Source organism: Candidatus Chlamydia corallus, assembly GCF_002817655.1.
Classification (GTDB): domain Bacteria; phylum Chlamydiota; class Chlamydiia; order Chlamydiales; family Chlamydiaceae; genus Chlamydia; species Chlamydia corallus.
In genome coordinates this window covers 83,950-99,304 of record NZ_NWQK01000003.1, presented here as the reverse complement: position 1 = coordinate 99,304, position 15,355 = coordinate 83,950, and the positions used below count along the sequence as shown (strand labels likewise).

Here is a 15,355-nt window from a genome sequence, read left to right as displayed (position 1 = left end):
TTGCTTGGGTAGGTATGGAGTATGCAGAGAATTTTGCGCCTGCTGTTTAACCTACATCATGGAGAAGAAAAAAGGGCTTTCCTTTTTTTTCTCTTAGGACTGGTCTGGGGAATAGGTTGTTATGGTACTCTCGCTCTAGCCGAAGGCCTATTTATTGAAAAATTAGGGTCCGCAGAATTGCCAAAAGTTTACTTGGGTTCTTCTCTGATCCTTTGTATTTTTTCATCTTTAATTCTTTATAATCTTTTTAAAAAACATATTTCCGCAACAGCACTTTTCTTAATTCCTGTTTCTTCATCTATTCTTTGTAATCTTTATCTTATTTTTTTTTCCATCTTCGATATTAATCTCCCACGTTCTCCTCTATTCTTCTACCGGATTGCAATCTGGAGTTTAACTATCCTCTCGTATACAAGTTTTTGGGGATTTGTAGATCAATTTTTTAATTTACAAGATGGGAAACGGCATTTCTGTATTTTTAATGCCATCATCTTCTTGGGAGATGGTATCGGCAGCGGAATCATAGCTAGCCTAATACACACTATAGGGATCCAGGGGATCCTTATTTTATTTACAGCAGCCCTTGTGCTTACATTTCCTATAGTATTTTATGTTTCAAAATCACTCAAAGCCCTGTCCGATGATCATGACCTTTTCATAGATACAGGCCACCCCCCACCCCTCTCAAAAGCTTTGAAACTTTGTTTTTATGATAAATACACTTTTTATCTGCTTTGCTTTTATTTTCTTATGCAGTTGTTAGCCATTGCTACAGAGTTTAACTATTTAAAAATCTTTGAAATTCAATTTGCTTCCAAGGAAGAATTTAAACTAGTTGCCCATATCGGAAAATGTTCCTTATGGATTTCTTTAGGAAATATGTGCTTTGCCCTCTTCGCTTACAGTAGAATAGTAAAGCGCCTTGGGGTCAATAATATCATTTTATTCGCCCCACTATGTTTCTTAAGCCTCTTCCTATGTTGGACCTTTAAAACAACCCTTGGTATCGCCGTCCTTGCTATGGTAGTACGTGAGGGCGTTACCTACGCTCTCGATGACAATAACCTTCAACTATTAATCTACGGAGTCCCTAATAAAATCCGAAACCAAATCCGTATTGTAGTCGAATCCTTTATAGAACCTATCGGCATGTTGGTTTGGTCTTTAGTCTGTCTCTTTTCTCCACAACAATATGTTTTCTGCCTGGTAATCTCGCTAATAGCCACTGTTCTGGTTTGCTTCGTACGCTCTTACTATGCAAAGGCTATTCTTAAAAATCTATCCGCACAAGCCCTACAACTTAGCCGCTCTATGCAGGATTGGACTAAATCTATGACGGTCAAACAAAAGAGACAAGTGGAACTCTTCTTACTCGCCCATCTTAAACACCCCAGTGAGCGTCACCAAACATTTGCTTTCCAACATCTCTTAAATCTAGCAAGCCGCAGTGTCCTTCCAAGCCTTCTTGCTCATATGAACAAACTGAGCCTACCCAATAAACTGAAGACTATAGACATGCTAAAATCTAGCTTATGGGCTAAAGATTTTTTAACCCTAGAGCTTCTTAAACGCTGGACAAGTATTTTCCCACATCCTGCCATCGCCTCGGCCATACATCTTTATTTTGCAGAACATGATCTTCTACATATCACCCATATTGCTGAAGATCTCTATGACACTGTTGGAGATAAACTTCTCGCTGCAATTCTTACTGTAAGAAGACAGGAAGCTCATGGACCCTACAGAGACCTTGCGGACAAGCGTCTTAAAGAACTACTTAACTCTAATCAACCTGAAGACATCATAAAGGGCTTAACCATACTCAAGTTAGAAAAAAATCCTGAGAACTTTCCTATTCTTTTAGACTTCTTAAATATCACAAACGAAGATATCTTGATTGTCGCTTGTAAAGCCCTACACACCTCTGTTAGAGCTAATCACAAACCCTATTGCCGCAAACTTCTTAAAATATTACGACAATGCTCCCATAATGGTGAAGCAAGTCAATACCTATTAAAAACAATTAGCGTTGCTTTCGACAGTTCATTAGTGAAAGATCTACTGATGACGACATCACAACTGAAAAATACCTCTAGAAAATATGCTGAGGCTATGATTGGAAACTTGGATAAAGAGGTTGCTCCAGCATTTCTTCAAGTCCTCACCGACGAAGGCACACATAATCGTTGTCGTATCCTTGCCACTAAAGCCCTCTGTAAAATCGATAACTGGCTGTTGAAAAAACACGCATATAAAATTGTAAAGTCTAAAGCAAGTAAGGCACTATTTTATTCTTATCACGGTCATTATATTCAAAAGAAATATCCTACGTACAATCTGAGTTTGCTGGTAAACACTTTAAATTCCAATTATTATGCTGAGGTAAACTTCATTCTGTCACTTCTAGGAATTCTTGGCTCCATGGAACATTCTGATGTACTTATTCGAGCATTAACTAGTAAAAATCAAAAAATCAAAGCTCAAGCCTTAGAATCTTTAGAGAAAAACTGCGATAGCCACCTATTCTCTTTACTAGAACCCTTCGTTAATCAACCAGGCATATGCTATAGTGAGAAACACTACTTTAAATGCGGTGTGATTCCACTAACTCTTAAAGAACTTTTAAATATGATGGAAAGCTCTCCATCATATTTAAACAAGCTAACAGCACAGCAACTCAAGCAGGAACTTTCTTACTGCGATCCAGACTTCCAATCTGTAAACACTATCTATAACCAGGAACACGAAGACTTCATTACAGAGGAATCAGAAACCCCAATCTCTTTCTTATCTATCTAAAAATACAATGAGAACCCTTTCTGAGTCCTATATGTAGAAGGGCTACAATTAATTTATAAGTTTCTGAGTAGAGGAAAAATCAATTTCAATTGTTCCCTCTTGAAACTCTTTTATCATAAAGGTAACATTTACCTATCAAGTATACTAAATATCTGTGGGGATTTAAAATCTTTGATTTTAACAACACTGATTCTTTTTAAAGCATTGTGAAGGCATCAAACTACCCAAATCATGGTTGTTGTTCGCATCTTTCCCCGCTCTTAGAAAATGATGTTTCGGGAAAATAATAGAATCTCAAAAAGGGTACGTCCGTGCATTTACTTTTGTCAAAAACTAAAAATATGGTGTAAATAAGGAACTTTTTTATGAATTTAATCGATCGTGCTTTCCTATTAAAAAAAACCATTATATTCCAATCTTTAGACATGGATCTTCTTTTAACAATCGCGGATAAAACTGAAACTATAATATTCAAGCCTGGAAGCAATGTATTCTCCATAGGGCAACCTGGATTCAGCTTTTATATCATTGTAGAAGGCTATATTACTATTTCTAAAGAAAAACTAGAGGCTCATCTAAATTTAAAACCCTTAGATTGTTTTGGAGAAGAAAGCCTATTTAACAACAAGCTCAGGGAATACAATGCCTCTGCGAATACGCAAGTCCGCATGCTAGTTCTCAGCAAAGGACAGATTCTAAATATAGTGGAAGAATGCCCTTCTGTAGCTCTATCTTTTTTAGAGTTATATGCTAAACAAATCGGTTTCAGACAGCCTTAAGCATCTCCTGGAAACAAATTACATCAATGCAAATGAAGGGTTTCATTACATTAAAAGTGGGACTTTAAATGAAATCTATTTTATAGAAAAAAAACGGCGCACCCTATTCACTGTCGAAAAACAATAGAATGCAATATCTTTAGAAAAGATTACGGCGCACCCAAAATATAAGAAGGCTTACTGCTCCTCAGCTTGACGCTTTTTGATATAATTAAATACATCACCGACAGTACGAAGTTTCTCAGCATCTTCTTCGGAGATTTCAAAAGCAAATTTTTCTTCTAAAGTCATAATCAATTCTGTCAAATCTAAGCTATCGGCATTCAAGTCTTCGATAAAAGAAGAATTTTCATTAACTTCTTTTGGATCTACTCCTAACTGCTCAACAATAATTGCTACTACATCATCTTCTAAACTCATTGCTTATATCCTTTTAATATTTAAACTATACAACACTTAGCTATTCCCTAGGGAAAAAGAGAATTAGTATCGCAAAAAATCATTTTTTATTCGACGGTTACTTAATTAGTTAGAAAAGAGAAATTTTCAAATCCTTTTCTCTCATTGTCTTAGTAAGTCAATCCTCCGTCTACAACCAGCGTCTGCGCAGTCATATAACCCGATAACTGGGATGCTAAAAATAACGCGACACGAGCAATATCTTCAGGATTTCCAGCTCTCCCCATAGGAATCATCTTCAGCCATTCGGCTTTTAAATTATCATTCAAAACACTTGTCATATCTGTTTCAATAAAACCAGGAGCAATGCAGTTGACACGAATATTTCTTCCAGCGACTTCTTTAGCTAAAGATTTTGTGAAAGCAATCATCCCAGCCTTAGCAGCGGCATAGTTCGTTTGCCCAGGACTCCCCATCTTAGCAACAATAGAAGCCACATTTATAATAGACCCCGAACGTGCCTTCATCATATGTCGAATCACCGAAGAGCATGTATAGTATAAAGAATCTAAATTGGTGTTAATAACGGATTGCCAGTCTTTCTCAGACATACGCATAAGCAAGTTATCCCTGGTAATCCCTGCATTATTTACCAAAATATCTATTTTGTTATGGTTATCTAAAAACTTCTGCATGGAATCTTTAACTTCACTACAATGACTCACATCCACACGAGCAAATGAAACTGCACCACCCAAGCCTGTTAAACTTTCTAAAACAGTTTGACCGCGCTCCTCACTCAATCCCCAAATTTCTACGTCGGCTCCACTCTCAAGAAAAAGCTTAGCTATGCCAAATCCAATTCCTCGAGTTCCTCCAGTAACTATAGCTTTTTTCCCTATTAATGTTATATCCATACAAATCATGCCTCTGTTAAGAATTTTTCAATCTGTGCAACAGTACCAAGACTTGAGATTGGTTTACAAATCCCCATAGAACGATTTAAACCAGATAAAACTTTTCCTGGACCTAATTCTAAAAACTCATCCACTTCTGGTTCGATATGATAACAGCTCTGATACCATAACGTAGGAGATGTTATTTGCCGAGCTAAACACTCTCGAATTTCTTCGTTAATTACTAAAGATTTTCCAACAACATGCGAAACTAAAGGAAGGGGAGAATCTTTCATAGCGAGCCCATAAATATCTGGAGCTAAACCGTCTTGCGCAGTTTGCATTAAAGGAGTATGAAATGCTCCAAATACATTTAAACGAACCGCTTTTTTACATCCTAAATCACGAAATAAATCGATAGCTTCGTCTACTTTTTCCTCTATTCCCGCTACTACAAGCTGTTTTGGTGAATTATAGTTAGCAATCCAAATTCCTTGACCAAGACTTTTTATATTTTCCTCTATAACTTCAGAGGGAAGCCCTAGTAAAGCAGCCATAGCCCCAGGGCTCTGCTTGCAAGCTTCATTCATCAATAGACCGCGCTTTCTAACAAGCTCAAGGCCGTCATTCATTGAGATTCTATCACAAGCAACTAAAGCAGTATATTCCCCTAAACTCAATCCAGAAACAAGAGAAGGTTGAATAGAAGACCGCTGAGATAGGACCTTCATTACAGCAATGCTGTGAAGATAGATAGCTAGCTGGCTATGCACTGTTTCCATTAAAAGATTCTCAGGACCTTCAAACATAATTGAAGTCAAAGAAAATCCCAATCTTTCATTAGCAAAATCAAAAAGATCGGCAACTTCAGGATACTGCACATATAAATCTTGTCCCATGCCTACATATTGGCTCCCTTGTCCTGGGAACAAAAAAGCATAATGTTTTTTCATTAAATCATCGTCCTTATTAGACTTGCTCTAAAACTACCGCGCCCCATGATAAACCGCCCCCAAAGGCTGCTAAAAGTAAATAATCATGGAGCTTGACGGATTCTGTATGGACCAATTCATCCAAAGCAATACCCACAGACGAGGCAGCAGTATTTCCATACTTATGTAAACTTTTAAAAACTCTAGATTCATCAATATCAAAACGCTTCGCTAGAGCATCTATAATTCTTTCATTAGCTTGATGAGGCACAAACCAGTCTATATCCTCTTCTTGAATGCCCGCCAAAACTATTGAATTTTTAGCTGCTGTTTCCATACGCCTCACAGCATGCTTAAAGACTTCTTTTCCTTCCATAGCAATAAAATGTTTTCCTGATTTTAAAGTCTCTTCAGAAGCAGGAAAACGACTTCCTCCAGCAGGAAGACTTAACAACTCCCCTAACTTACCATCTGCACCTAAACACAATCTATTAATCTCTAAAGATCCTGGCCGACTCTTTCCTACGACACAAGCGGCTCCTCCATCTCCAAAAAGCACACAGGTATTGCGATCTGTATAATTTACAAAAGAAGATAGCTTGTCGGCAGCAATTAATAATACATAGTTATACGTATCCGATTCTACATAAGCCTTCGCTACAGATAGACCATACAAATAGCCAGTACAAGCTGCCTGACAATCAAACGTAGGAACCTCTTCAATGCCTAAATATGCTTGAGCAAGCGCTCCGCTTGATGGAAAAATATAGTCAGGGGCCGCTGTAGAGAAAACAATACAATCAATCTGATCCTTGTTTAAACCAGCATTGATTATAGCTTTCTCTGCAGCCATCGCTCCCATAAAAGAAGTATACTCTTGAGGTCCAGCAATACGACGCTCTTTGATCCCCGTTCTGCTGACGATCCATTCATCAGAGGTATCTACCATTTTTTCTAAATCTGCGTTTGAAAGAACTTTTTTAGGCAGATAGGAACCCGTTGCCCAAATTGCTGCTTTTTTATTTTTATTCACAGAGAACCACAAGTAAAGAAAAAAGCTAGTATACTATTCAAAGAGTTTATACTCTAACCTTAATTTAGGCTCTAGACCTGAATATAAAAATAAAATTCACATCGCCATGATAAAATATCCAGACTACTTATCTAAATTAATTTTCTTTTTACGCAAACTTCCAGGAATTGGATTTAAAACAGCAGAAAAACTCGCTTTTGAACTCATCTCTTGGAACAGCGAGCAATTAAAAATATTAGGCGACGCTTTTCATAATGTTGCTAGTGAGCGTAGTCTCTGTTCATTGTGTTTTACTCTGAAAGAATGTAAAGAAGCCAACTGTCACTTTTGTAGAGAAGAAAGAGATAACCAAATTCTATGTATTGTTGCTTCTCCAAAAGATGTTTTCTTTCTAGAACGTTCTAAAGTATTCCAAGGACGTTACCATGTTCTTGGCTCACTTTTATCGCCAATTACAGGAAAACACATAGAAAACGAACGCCTCTCAATTTTAAAATCACGCATAGAAACTCTACGCCCGAAAGAAATTATCCTCGCCATCGATGCAACCTTAGAAGGAGATGCCACTGCTCTTTTTCTAAAACAAGAATTACAACATTTTTCTATAAGTATTTCCCGTTTAGCTCTAGGTCTTCCGATAGGCTTATCTTTTGATTATGTAGATTCAGGAACACTCGCAAGAGCTTTTTCTGGACGCCACTCGTATTAATTCTCTCATCCTAAAAATAAACAAAACCTTTCTCTCTATTCAAGTTTTCTTACCCTCCCTCTACACAATTAATTATCGAATTTGCCTAAAAACCATGTAATCAGTAGAGTTATTTGAGCGACGAGATTTATCAAGCTTTCTAAGGAAGCAAAAATCTGCTGAAATATTCAGGCTCTAGTTTGAGCAGTAAGAATGCCCATAATTAAGACGGGAAAAAGTCAAACACGGTTTAAATTTCTTTAGAAATACAAAAATAATCTAAGTAGTAAGGTCTTGTTAAAAAACTTCTTTGTCCCTATTTTTGTGCTTACCTCATTATCTGATAAACAAGCTTTCTATCTAGGGAAGACTCTTTGGAATGCTCATCATGCGAAATAAAATTATCTTGCAAATATCTATTTTAGCGTTAATCCAAACCTCTTTAACTTTATTTTCTGCAGAAAAAGTTAAAGAAGGCCATGTAGTGGTAGACTCTATCACAATCATAACAGAAGGAGAAAATGCTTCAAATAAACATCCCTTACCGAAATTAAAGACCAGAACTGGGGCTCTTTTTTCTCAGTTAGATTTTGATGAAGACTTGAGAACTCTAGCTAAAGAATACGACTCTGTTGATCCTAAAGTAGAATTCTCTGAAGGGAAAACTACAATTGCCCTTCACCTTATAGCTAAACCCTCTATTCGAAAAATTCGTATCTCAGGGAATCAAGTCGTTCCCGAGCATAAAATTCTTAAAACCCTACAAATTTATCATAATGATCTCTTTGAACGAGAAAAATTTCTTAAAGGTCTTGATGAGTTAAGAACCTATTATCTCAAGCGAGGATATTTTGAATCAAATTTAGACTATAGCCTAGAACACAACCAAGAAAAAGGTTACATCGATATTTTAATTCAAATTAATGAAGGTCCCTGCGGAAAAATTAAGCAGCTTAAGTTTTCAGGAATTTCGGGATCAGAAAAATCGGATATCGAAGAATTTGTTCAAACAAAACAGTATTCCATAACTACAAGTTGGTTTACTGGAGCTGGAGTATATCACCCAGATATTGTTGAACAAGATAGTTTGGCAATTACGAATTATCTACATAATAATGGTTATGCCGATGCTACAGTCACTCCTCACTATGAGGTTGGTGATAAAGGAAATATTCTTCTCTACATGGATATCAATAAAGGGCCTCGATATACCTTAGGTCACGTCCATATCCAAGGGTTTGAAGTTTTGCCAAAACGCCTTATAGAAAAGCAAACACAAGTTGGCCCCAATGACCTTTATTGTCCCGATAAAATATGGGACGGAGCTCATAAGATCAAACAAACGTATGCAAAGTACGGGTACATTAATACCAATGTTGATGTCCTTTTTGTTCCTCACCCAAACCGCCCGATTTATGATGTGACTTATCAGGTAAGTGAAGGATCTCCTTATAAAGTTGGTTTAATTAAAATTACCGGAAATACCCATACAAAATCTGACGTTATTTTACACGAAACAAGTCTCTTCCCAGGAGATACATTCAATCGCCTAAAGTTAGAAGATACAGAACAACGTTTAAGAAATACAGGCTACTTCCAAAGCGTGAGCGTCTATACGGTTCGTTCTCAACTTGATCCTATGGGCAATGCTGATCAATACCGAGACATTTTTGTAGAAGTTAAAGAAACAACAACAGGAAACCTGGGTTTATTTTTAGGATTCAGTTCTCTCGATAATCTTTTTGGAGGAGTAGAACTATCTGAAAGCAATTTCGACCTATTTGGAATTAGAAATTTATTTTCTAAAGGATTTCGTTGTCTACGAGGTGGCGGAGAACATCTCTTCTTAAAAGCCAACTTTGGAGATAAAGTCACAGACTATACTTTGAAATGGACGAAACCTCATTTTTTAAACACTCCTTGGATTTTAGGAATTGAATTAGATAAATCGATTAATAGAGCCCTATCCAAAGATTATGCTGTCCAAACATATGGTGGTAACGTTAGCACAACATATATCTTGAGTGAGCACCTTAAATACGGTCTATTTTATCGGGGAAGTCAAACGAGTTTACATGAAAAACGTAAATTTCTTTTAGGACCAAATATAGACAGCAATAAAGGATTTGTCTCTGCTGCTGGTGTTAACTTAAATTATGATTCTATAGATTCCCCTAGAAACCCAACGACAGGCATTCGTGGCGGGGTTACCTTCGAAGTTTCTGGTTTGGGAGGAACATACCATTTTACAAAACTCTCTTTAAACAGCTCTATATATAGAAAACTTACGCGTAAGGGTGTTTTAAAAATCAAAGGAGAAGCTCAATTTATTAAACCCTTTAGCAATACTACAGCTGAAGGAGTTCCTATTAGTGAGCGCTTCTTCTTAGGTGGAGAGACTACAGTTCGGGGGTATAAATCCTTTATGATTGGTCCAAAATACTCTGCTACAGAACCTCAGGGAGGATTGTCTTCGCTCCTTATTTCAGAAGAGTTCCAATATCCTCTTGTCAGACAACCTAACATTAGTGCCTTTGTATTCTTAGACTCAGGTTTTGTTGGCCTACAAGAGTATAAGATCTCTTTAAAAGATTTGCGTGGTAGCGCTGGATTTGGTTTACGCTTCGATGTAATGAATAATGTTCCTGTTATGTTAGGATTTGGATGGCCTTTCCGTCCTACAGAAACTTTGAATGGAGAAAAAATTGATATATCTCAGCGCTTCTTTTTTGCTTTAGGAGGTATGTTCTAAGATATAAATTAGGACTATAACAAAGGAAATCTTTGTTGTTTTCAGAAAAGGCTTTTGGTACCCTTTTTGTATATTCAAGTTAGTACAGGTGATTATGAAAAAATTATTATCTTCCACACTTCTTCTTTTTTTAGGATCGATGACTACAGCTCATGCGAATTTAGGTTACGTTAATTTAAAGCGATGCCTTGAAGAATCCGATCTAGGCAAAAAAGAAACTGAAGAATTGGAAGCTATGAAACAGCAGTTTTTAAAAAACGCTGAAAAAATAGAAGAAGAACTCTCTTCTATCTATAATAAATTACAAGATGAAGATTACATGGAAAGTTTATCGGATTCTGCTTCTGAAGAGTTAAGAAAAAAATTCGAAGATCTTTCAGGAGAGTACAACGCATTCCAATCTCAGTACTATCAATCTATCAATCAAAGTAATGTTAAACGCATTCAAAAGCTGATTCAAGAAGTAAAGGTTGCTGCAGAATCTGTGCGAGCCAAAGAAAAACTAGAAGCTGTCCTTAATGAAGAAGCTGTCTTAGCAATAGGACCTGATGCTGATAAAACAACCGAAATTATTGCTATTCTTAACGAATCTTTCAAAAAACAAAACTAGTTACATAAGTTTAAGGAGTTTTCTATGTCCGAAGCACAAGTCTATACTCTTAAACAGTTAGCTGAGCTACTACAGGTCGAAGTTCAAGGAAATATAGAAACTCCTATTTCTGGTGTTGAAGATATTAGCCAAGCTCAAGCTTGCCACGTTGCTTTTTTAGATAATGAGAAATACGCTAATTTTCTAAAAAACACCGAAGCTGGTGCTATTATTTTATCTAAATCTCAGGCAACGCAATACGCCCAGCTAAAAAAGAACTTTCTCATTACTAATGAATCTCCTTCTCTAACATTTCAAAAATGTATAGAACTGTTTATTGAACCAGTAACATCAGGATTTTCTGGAATCCATCCTACTGCAGTGATTCACCCTAATGCGCATATCGAAGAAAATGTAACAATAGAACCTTATGTTGTTATTAGCCAACATGCCCGTATCGCCTCTGGAACACACATCGGAGCTGGAAGTATCATTGGAGCCCATAGTGTTATAGGGACTAACTGTCTCATCCATCCTAAGGTTGTGATTCGAGAAAGAGTTATCGTGGGAAATCGTGTAACTATTCAACCAGGAGCTGTTTTAGGATCCTGTGGTTTTGGTTATATTACAAATGCTTTTGGTCATCATAAACCCCTAAAACATCTAGGCTACGTGATTTTAGGTGATGATGTAGAAATCGGAGCCAATACCACGATCGATCGGGGTAGATTTAAAAATACCATTGTCCATGAAGGAACTAAAATAGATAATCAAGTACAAATAGCTCATCATGTAGAGGTTGGAAAACACAGCATCATTGTTGCGCAAGCAGGTATCGCAGGTTCTACAAAAATCGGTGACCATGTAATCATTGGAGGGCAAACGGGAATTACTGGCCATATTTCTATTGCTGACCATGTAATCATGATTGCTCAAACTGGGGTCACAAAATCCATCACCTCTCCAGGCATTTATGGAGGTGCCCCCGCGCGACCCTATCAAGAGACGCATCGTTTGATAGCTAAAATTCGGAATCTTCCTAAAACTGAAGAAAGATTAAGTAAATTAGAGAAGCAAGTAAAAGATCTATCGGCACTCGGTGTTCCAGTTGTCCCTTCAAAGATCTAAAAATTGTATTTGAAATGTATTAGTTCAATTCTAGAATCCAAGAATAAAATTTCGTTTTTATTTGAACTTCTTCGTTCTAGATCCATAAAGCAAGAAAGCTATTGATAATTAATTTTAACTAATGACCTCACTATTGAGTACACATAGAACTTAGTCCTCTTTTTATCATTAGAATCTTCATGACATTTTTATTTAAAATTTCTGGACTAATTTGTCCTGAGCGCACTAATTGAATAACCATTTTCATTCCGAAATTAAATTCGTTAAGATTAGAAAAGATGAAGCCCTCCCCTCCAGAATTCAAAGCTTTTGCAGTATGGTCTGTATCGGAAAGTATAGACGGACTGATAAACTTCAATGAAGAAAAATCCACATGTAAAGCAAGTCCACGAATTGTATTTGCTAAACTATACCTTAGGGCAATAGGACTACATGAAGCAGAAGGTATAGTAGGCATATCGCCACTATAAATACGTGCTTGAATATTTCCGCTATGTTTAAGTCCTTGAATTAATTTCGCATAGTTTAATAAATCTATATATACAATCTCTTTAAAAATTAAAGTGAAAGCCACTCCATATTGTTTTAATAAAATGCCTAAATCCTTACCTAGATCATTCATATTCTGAAAACTTATAAGAGAAATATTCCGATAAGCTAAATAATAATGCAGGCTATTTACAACGGTAGTTCCTAGAAGAAGCGGTAAGTCTAGCTTCTTGTTAATAGAACGAATACACTCACATTGTTGTTCGAATGATCCACAACAAAGCAAGACTCCACCTAAACCTGTCGAATCTTTTAAATGGTGAATGACTTCGGCACATTCTTCCCATTTGCTATCACATGGAGGAGAATAAAAAAATAGTTGAGCTATTTTTTTATCTATCGAAGTTAGCATTGCAAAAAGTTCTTTGGTTTGCTCAAGCTCTTCATTTTTGTATGGCAACCATTGGGTTTTTTTTAAATAGTGGTTCTTAGAATCAAATTCTCGATTTTGAAATTCTTGAGCAGAAGCAACAATACGTTTTGTTATGATTAAAAGCTTTTCTTCTAGTTCCTCGTTTTCTTTAGGTTTATCTTCACTCGGCCTCTGATCAAGACGTTTCACGACACCATCTATCGCATCCACGTAAAACTGATTGTGTCGATTAATTTTACGAGAAACGTCCATATGATATAATCCTTGTTATTCTCTTTAAATTGCCAAGGGAAACATATTAAAATTTTTTCGATTTTTTAAAAAAACTTAATTATTTTTTCTTCGGAATAGCCCTTGTCTTTTGAAACCCTGGATTCTATAATGAGGTGAAAAACCGTTCTCGAAGCGTCTCTCTTATGAAAAAGTTATGAATAGTTTAGGACCTTACAATATAGCTTCTCAGAGCATAGAGAAATCCACAGTAGAAAGTATCATAGATATTTATGGTTCTGCTTCCTGCATTAAGTTTTTAAAACAGATGGTTCTGATTCGTGAATTCGAAGCGCGAGGAGAAGAAGCCTATCTAGAAGGACTTGTTGGGGGGTTTTACCACTCCTATGCTGGCCAAGAAGCTGTAGCAACTGCTGCTATCGCAAACACGGGATCGGATCAGTGGGTCTTTTCTTCCTATCGCTGCCACGCCCTCGCTATTCTTCTCAATGTTCCCCTTCAAGAAATTGCTGCTGAGCTTTTAGGAAAAGAAACAGGATGCGCTCTAGGTCGTGGAGGATCCATGCATATGTGCGGACCAAATTTCCCTGGAGGGTTTGGCATTGTCGGAGGACAAATTCCTCTCGCAGCTGGAGCAGCGTTTACTATTAAATACCGTGAAGAAAAAAATAAAATTTCTTTATGTTTTATCGGAGATGGTGCGGTAGCTCAAGGAGTATTCCATGAAACCCTCAACTTCGTCTCCCTTCACCAACTGCCCCTCATGCTTATTATCGAAAATAACGGCTGGGGGATGGGAACATCTTTAAACCGCGCTATTGCCAAACAACCCATAGCAGAGTCTCAAGGAGCGTCTTACGATATCCGTGCGTTCACAATAAACGGTTTTGATTTATTCAACTCTCTTTTAGGTTTCAGAGAGGCTTATCGCTATATGCTGGATACAGAATCCCCAGTGTTAATTGAGTGTCTCTGTTCGCGATTCCGAGGGCACTCTGTATCAGATCCCAATTTATATAGATCAAAAGAAGAGATGCAGTGTTTATTTAAAAAAGATCCTATTGTTTCAGCTAAAGATTGGTTAATTCGATTAAAGGTTCTAACAGAAGAACAATTTCAAAACATGCGCGAAGAATGCAAAACCGCTGTTTTACAAGCGTTCTCTAAAGCAAAACTCTCCTCAGATCCGTCCGTCACTACATTAGAGGAAGGAGTCTATGCCTAAACATAAAACATTAGAAATTCGAGAAGCTCTCCGAGAAGCTATTGATGAAGAGATGTCTCGCGATCCTAATGTCTGTATTCTTGGTGAAGAGGTGGGCGATTACAACGGTGCTTATAAAGTAACCAAGGGCTTATTAGATAAATGGGGTCCCAAGAGAGTCATTGATACCCCTATTAGTGAAGCCGCCTTCTCTGGAATTGGAATAGGTGCCGCAATGTCAGGCCTTCGCCCTATTATAGAGTTCATGAGTTGGAATTTTTCCTTTGTAGCTGCAGACCAAATTATTTCTCATGCAGCTAAGATGCACTATATGACTGGAGGAAAATTTTCTGTTCCTATAGTTTTTCGTGGTCCTAATGGCGCTGCAGCTCAGGTCTCTTGTCAGCATTCTCATTGTGTTGAGTCATTATATGCCAATATTCCTGGTCTTATTATTATAGCCCCCTCGAACCCCTACGACACTAAAGGCTTATTAAAATCAGCAATCAGAAATAACAACCCCGTTCTTTTTTTAGAAAATGAGCTAGAGTATAACTTAAAAGGAGACGTCCCCACTGAAGAATACCTAGTTCCCATTGGGAAAGCACGTATAGTTCAAGAAGGGAACGATCTTACGCTCATTACTTATAGCCGCATGGTTTCTGTTACAAAAGAAGCCTGTTCTCTAGCAAAAAAACGTTGGGGCCTATCTATAGAAATTATTGACCTAAGAACAATCAAACCTTTGGACATATCCACACTTTTATCTTCGGTACAAAAAACTTCACGCTGTATTGTAGTTGAAGAGGGTCATTACTTTTCTGGGATTTCTTCTGAAATTATTACCCTGATTACTGAGCACGCTTTTGATGCTCTGGATGCTCCTCCTTTAAGAGTATGCCAGAAAGAAACTCCTATGCCCTATAGTAAAATCTTAGAGCAGGCAACTTTGCCTAACGTTAACCGAATCTTAGACACCATTGAAAAAGTCATGAGGTAAGTT

The 15,355-nt window shown here is 37.2% G+C and carries 13 protein-coding genes; 8 read left to right on the top strand and 5 right to left on the bottom strand.

Features of this window, described 5'->3' with window-relative positions; translation table 11 throughout:
- Positions 1 to 21: 21 nt before the first annotated feature.
- Positions 22 to 2,799, top strand: coding sequence for a hypothetical protein (locus CMV32_RS04615; RefSeq protein WP_100934751.1), 2,778 nt, complete (start codon positions 22 to 24; stop codon positions 2,797 to 2,799).
- A 365-nt stretch (positions 2,800 to 3,164) separates the two neighbouring features.
- Positions 3,165 to 3,578 carry a cyclic nucleotide-binding domain-containing protein gene (locus tag CMV32_RS04610; RefSeq protein WP_100934750.1) on the top strand — a complete coding sequence of 138 codons (414 nt, stop codon included), beginning with the start codon at positions 3,165 to 3,167 and terminating at the stop codon, positions 3,576 to 3,578.
- A gap of 177 nt (positions 3,579 to 3,755) precedes the next feature.
- Here the strand turns inward: CMV32_RS04610 and acpP are convergent, their stop codons facing one another.
- The 4 genes from acpP to fabH all read right to left on the bottom strand — a co-directional run bounded on the left by acpP (position 3,756) and on the right by fabH (position 6,850).
- Entirely contained in the window at positions 3,756 to 3,998 is a 243-nt protein-coding gene (gene acpP, locus CMV32_RS04605; protein ID WP_100934749.1) for an acyl carrier protein, read from the bottom strand.
- 149 nt (positions 3,999 to 4,147) lie between these two features.
- A complete protein-coding gene (gene fabG / locus CMV32_RS04600; protein ID WP_100934798.1) occupies positions 4,148 to 4,894 on the bottom strand; it encodes a 3-oxoacyl-ACP reductase FabG in 747 nt (248 codons plus the stop codon).
- A gap of 5 nt (positions 4,895 to 4,899) precedes the next feature.
- Entirely contained in the window at positions 4,900 to 5,826 is a 927-nt protein-coding gene (locus CMV32_RS04595) for an ACP S-malonyltransferase (protein ID WP_100934748.1), read from the bottom strand.
- A gap of 16 nt (positions 5,827 to 5,842) precedes the next feature.
- Positions 5,843 to 6,850 (bottom strand): ketoacyl-ACP synthase III, encoded by a 1,008-nt coding sequence (gene fabH / locus CMV32_RS04590; protein ID WP_100934747.1) that lies wholly within the window; start codon positions 6,848 to 6,850, stop codon positions 5,843 to 5,845.
- Between the two features lie 94 nt (positions 6,851 to 6,944).
- Here fabH and recR point away from each other — a divergent pair, with 94 nt between their 5' ends.
- From recR to lpxD, 4 genes are all read left to right on the top strand, one after another.
- Positions 6,945 to 7,547 carry a recombination mediator RecR gene (gene recR, locus CMV32_RS04585; protein WP_100934746.1) on the top strand — a complete coding sequence of 201 codons (603 nt, stop codon included), beginning with the start codon at positions 6,945 to 6,947 and terminating at the stop codon, positions 7,545 to 7,547.
- A gap of 358 nt (positions 7,548 to 7,905) precedes the next feature.
- Positions 7,906 to 10,278, top strand: a complete 2,373-nt coding sequence (gene bamA, locus CMV32_RS04580) for an outer membrane protein assembly factor BamA (RefSeq protein WP_100934745.1) — start codon at positions 7,906 to 7,908, stop codon at positions 10,276 to 10,278.
- Positions 10,279 to 10,372: 94 nt separating this feature from the next.
- Positions 10,373 to 10,888, top strand: coding sequence for an OmpH family outer membrane protein (locus CMV32_RS04575; protein WP_100934744.1), 516 nt, complete (start codon positions 10,373 to 10,375; stop codon positions 10,886 to 10,888).
- Positions 10,889 to 10,912: 24 nt separating this feature from the next.
- Complete coding sequence (gene lpxD / locus CMV32_RS04570) at positions 10,913 to 11,995, top strand: UDP-3-O-(3-hydroxymyristoyl)glucosamine N-acyltransferase (protein ID WP_100934743.1); 1,083 nt, start codon at positions 10,913 to 10,915, stop codon at positions 11,993 to 11,995.
- A 130-nt stretch (positions 11,996 to 12,125) separates the two neighbouring features.
- Here lpxD and CMV32_RS04565 read toward each other — a convergent pair whose 3' ends face one another.
- Positions 12,126 to 13,169 (bottom strand): hypothetical protein, encoded by a 1,044-nt coding sequence (locus CMV32_RS04565; RefSeq protein ID WP_100934742.1) that lies wholly within the window; start codon positions 13,167 to 13,169, stop codon positions 12,126 to 12,128.
- 175 nt (positions 13,170 to 13,344) lie between these two features.
- Between CMV32_RS04565 and CMV32_RS04560 the strand changes: the two genes are divergently transcribed.
- Both CMV32_RS04560 and CMV32_RS04555 read left to right on the top strand, forming a co-directional pair.
- The gene (locus tag CMV32_RS04560) at positions 13,345 to 14,373 is read left to right on the top strand and encodes a thiamine pyrophosphate-dependent enzyme (RefSeq protein ID WP_100934741.1); all 1,029 of its coding nucleotides are present in this window, start codon (positions 13,345 to 13,347) and stop codon (positions 14,371 to 14,373) included.
- A complete protein-coding gene (locus tag CMV32_RS04555) occupies positions 14,366 to 15,352 on the top strand; it encodes a pyruvate dehydrogenase complex E1 component subunit beta (protein ID WP_100934740.1) in 987 nt (328 codons plus the stop codon). The genes CMV32_RS04560 and CMV32_RS04555 overlap by 8 nt, the downstream gene beginning before the upstream one ends.
- Positions 15,353 to 15,355 lie beyond the last annotated feature (3 nt).

Excerpts from the sequence above, each read along its gene's own strand:
- CMV32_RS04610 (WP_100934750.1), top strand. The coding sequence starts at position 3,165 with ATGAATTTAATCGATCGTGCTTTCCTATTAAAAAAAACCATTATATTC.
- CMV32_RS04560 (WP_100934741.1), top strand. The coding sequence starts at position 13,345 with ATGAATAGTTTAGGACCTTACAATATAGCTTCTCAGAGCATAGAGAAA.
- lpxD (WP_100934743.1), top strand. The coding sequence starts at position 10,913 with ATGTCCGAAGCACAAGTCTATACTCTTAAACAGTTAGCTGAGCTACTA.
- CMV32_RS04555 (WP_100934740.1), top strand. The coding sequence starts at position 14,366 with ATGCCTAAACATAAAACATTAGAAATTCGAGAAGCTCTCCGAGAAGCT.
- CMV32_RS04575 (WP_100934744.1), top strand. The coding sequence starts at position 10,373 with ATGAAAAAATTATTATCTTCCACACTTCTTCTTTTTTTAGGATCGATG.
- acpP (WP_100934749.1), bottom strand. The coding sequence starts at position 3,998 with ATGAGTTTAGAAGATGATGTAGTAGCAATTATTGTTGAGCAGTTAGGA.
- recR (WP_100934746.1), top strand. The coding sequence starts at position 6,945 with ATGATAAAATATCCAGACTACTTATCTAAATTAATTTTCTTTTTACGC.
- CMV32_RS04595 (WP_100934748.1), bottom strand. The coding sequence starts at position 5,826 with ATGAAAAAACATTATGCTTTTTTGTTCCCAGGACAAGGGAGCCAATAT.
- bamA (WP_100934745.1), top strand. The coding sequence starts at position 7,906 with ATGCTCATCATGCGAAATAAAATTATCTTGCAAATATCTATTTTAGCG.
- fabG (WP_100934798.1), bottom strand. The coding sequence starts at position 4,894 with ATGGATATAACATTAATAGGGAAAAAAGCTATAGTTACTGGAGGAACT.
- CMV32_RS04615 (WP_100934751.1), top strand. The coding sequence starts at position 22 with ATGCAGAGAATTTTGCGCCTGCTGTTTAACCTACATCATGGAGAAGAA.
- CMV32_RS04565 (WP_100934742.1), bottom strand. The coding sequence starts at position 13,169 with ATGGACGTTTCTCGTAAAATTAATCGACACAATCAGTTTTACGTGGAT.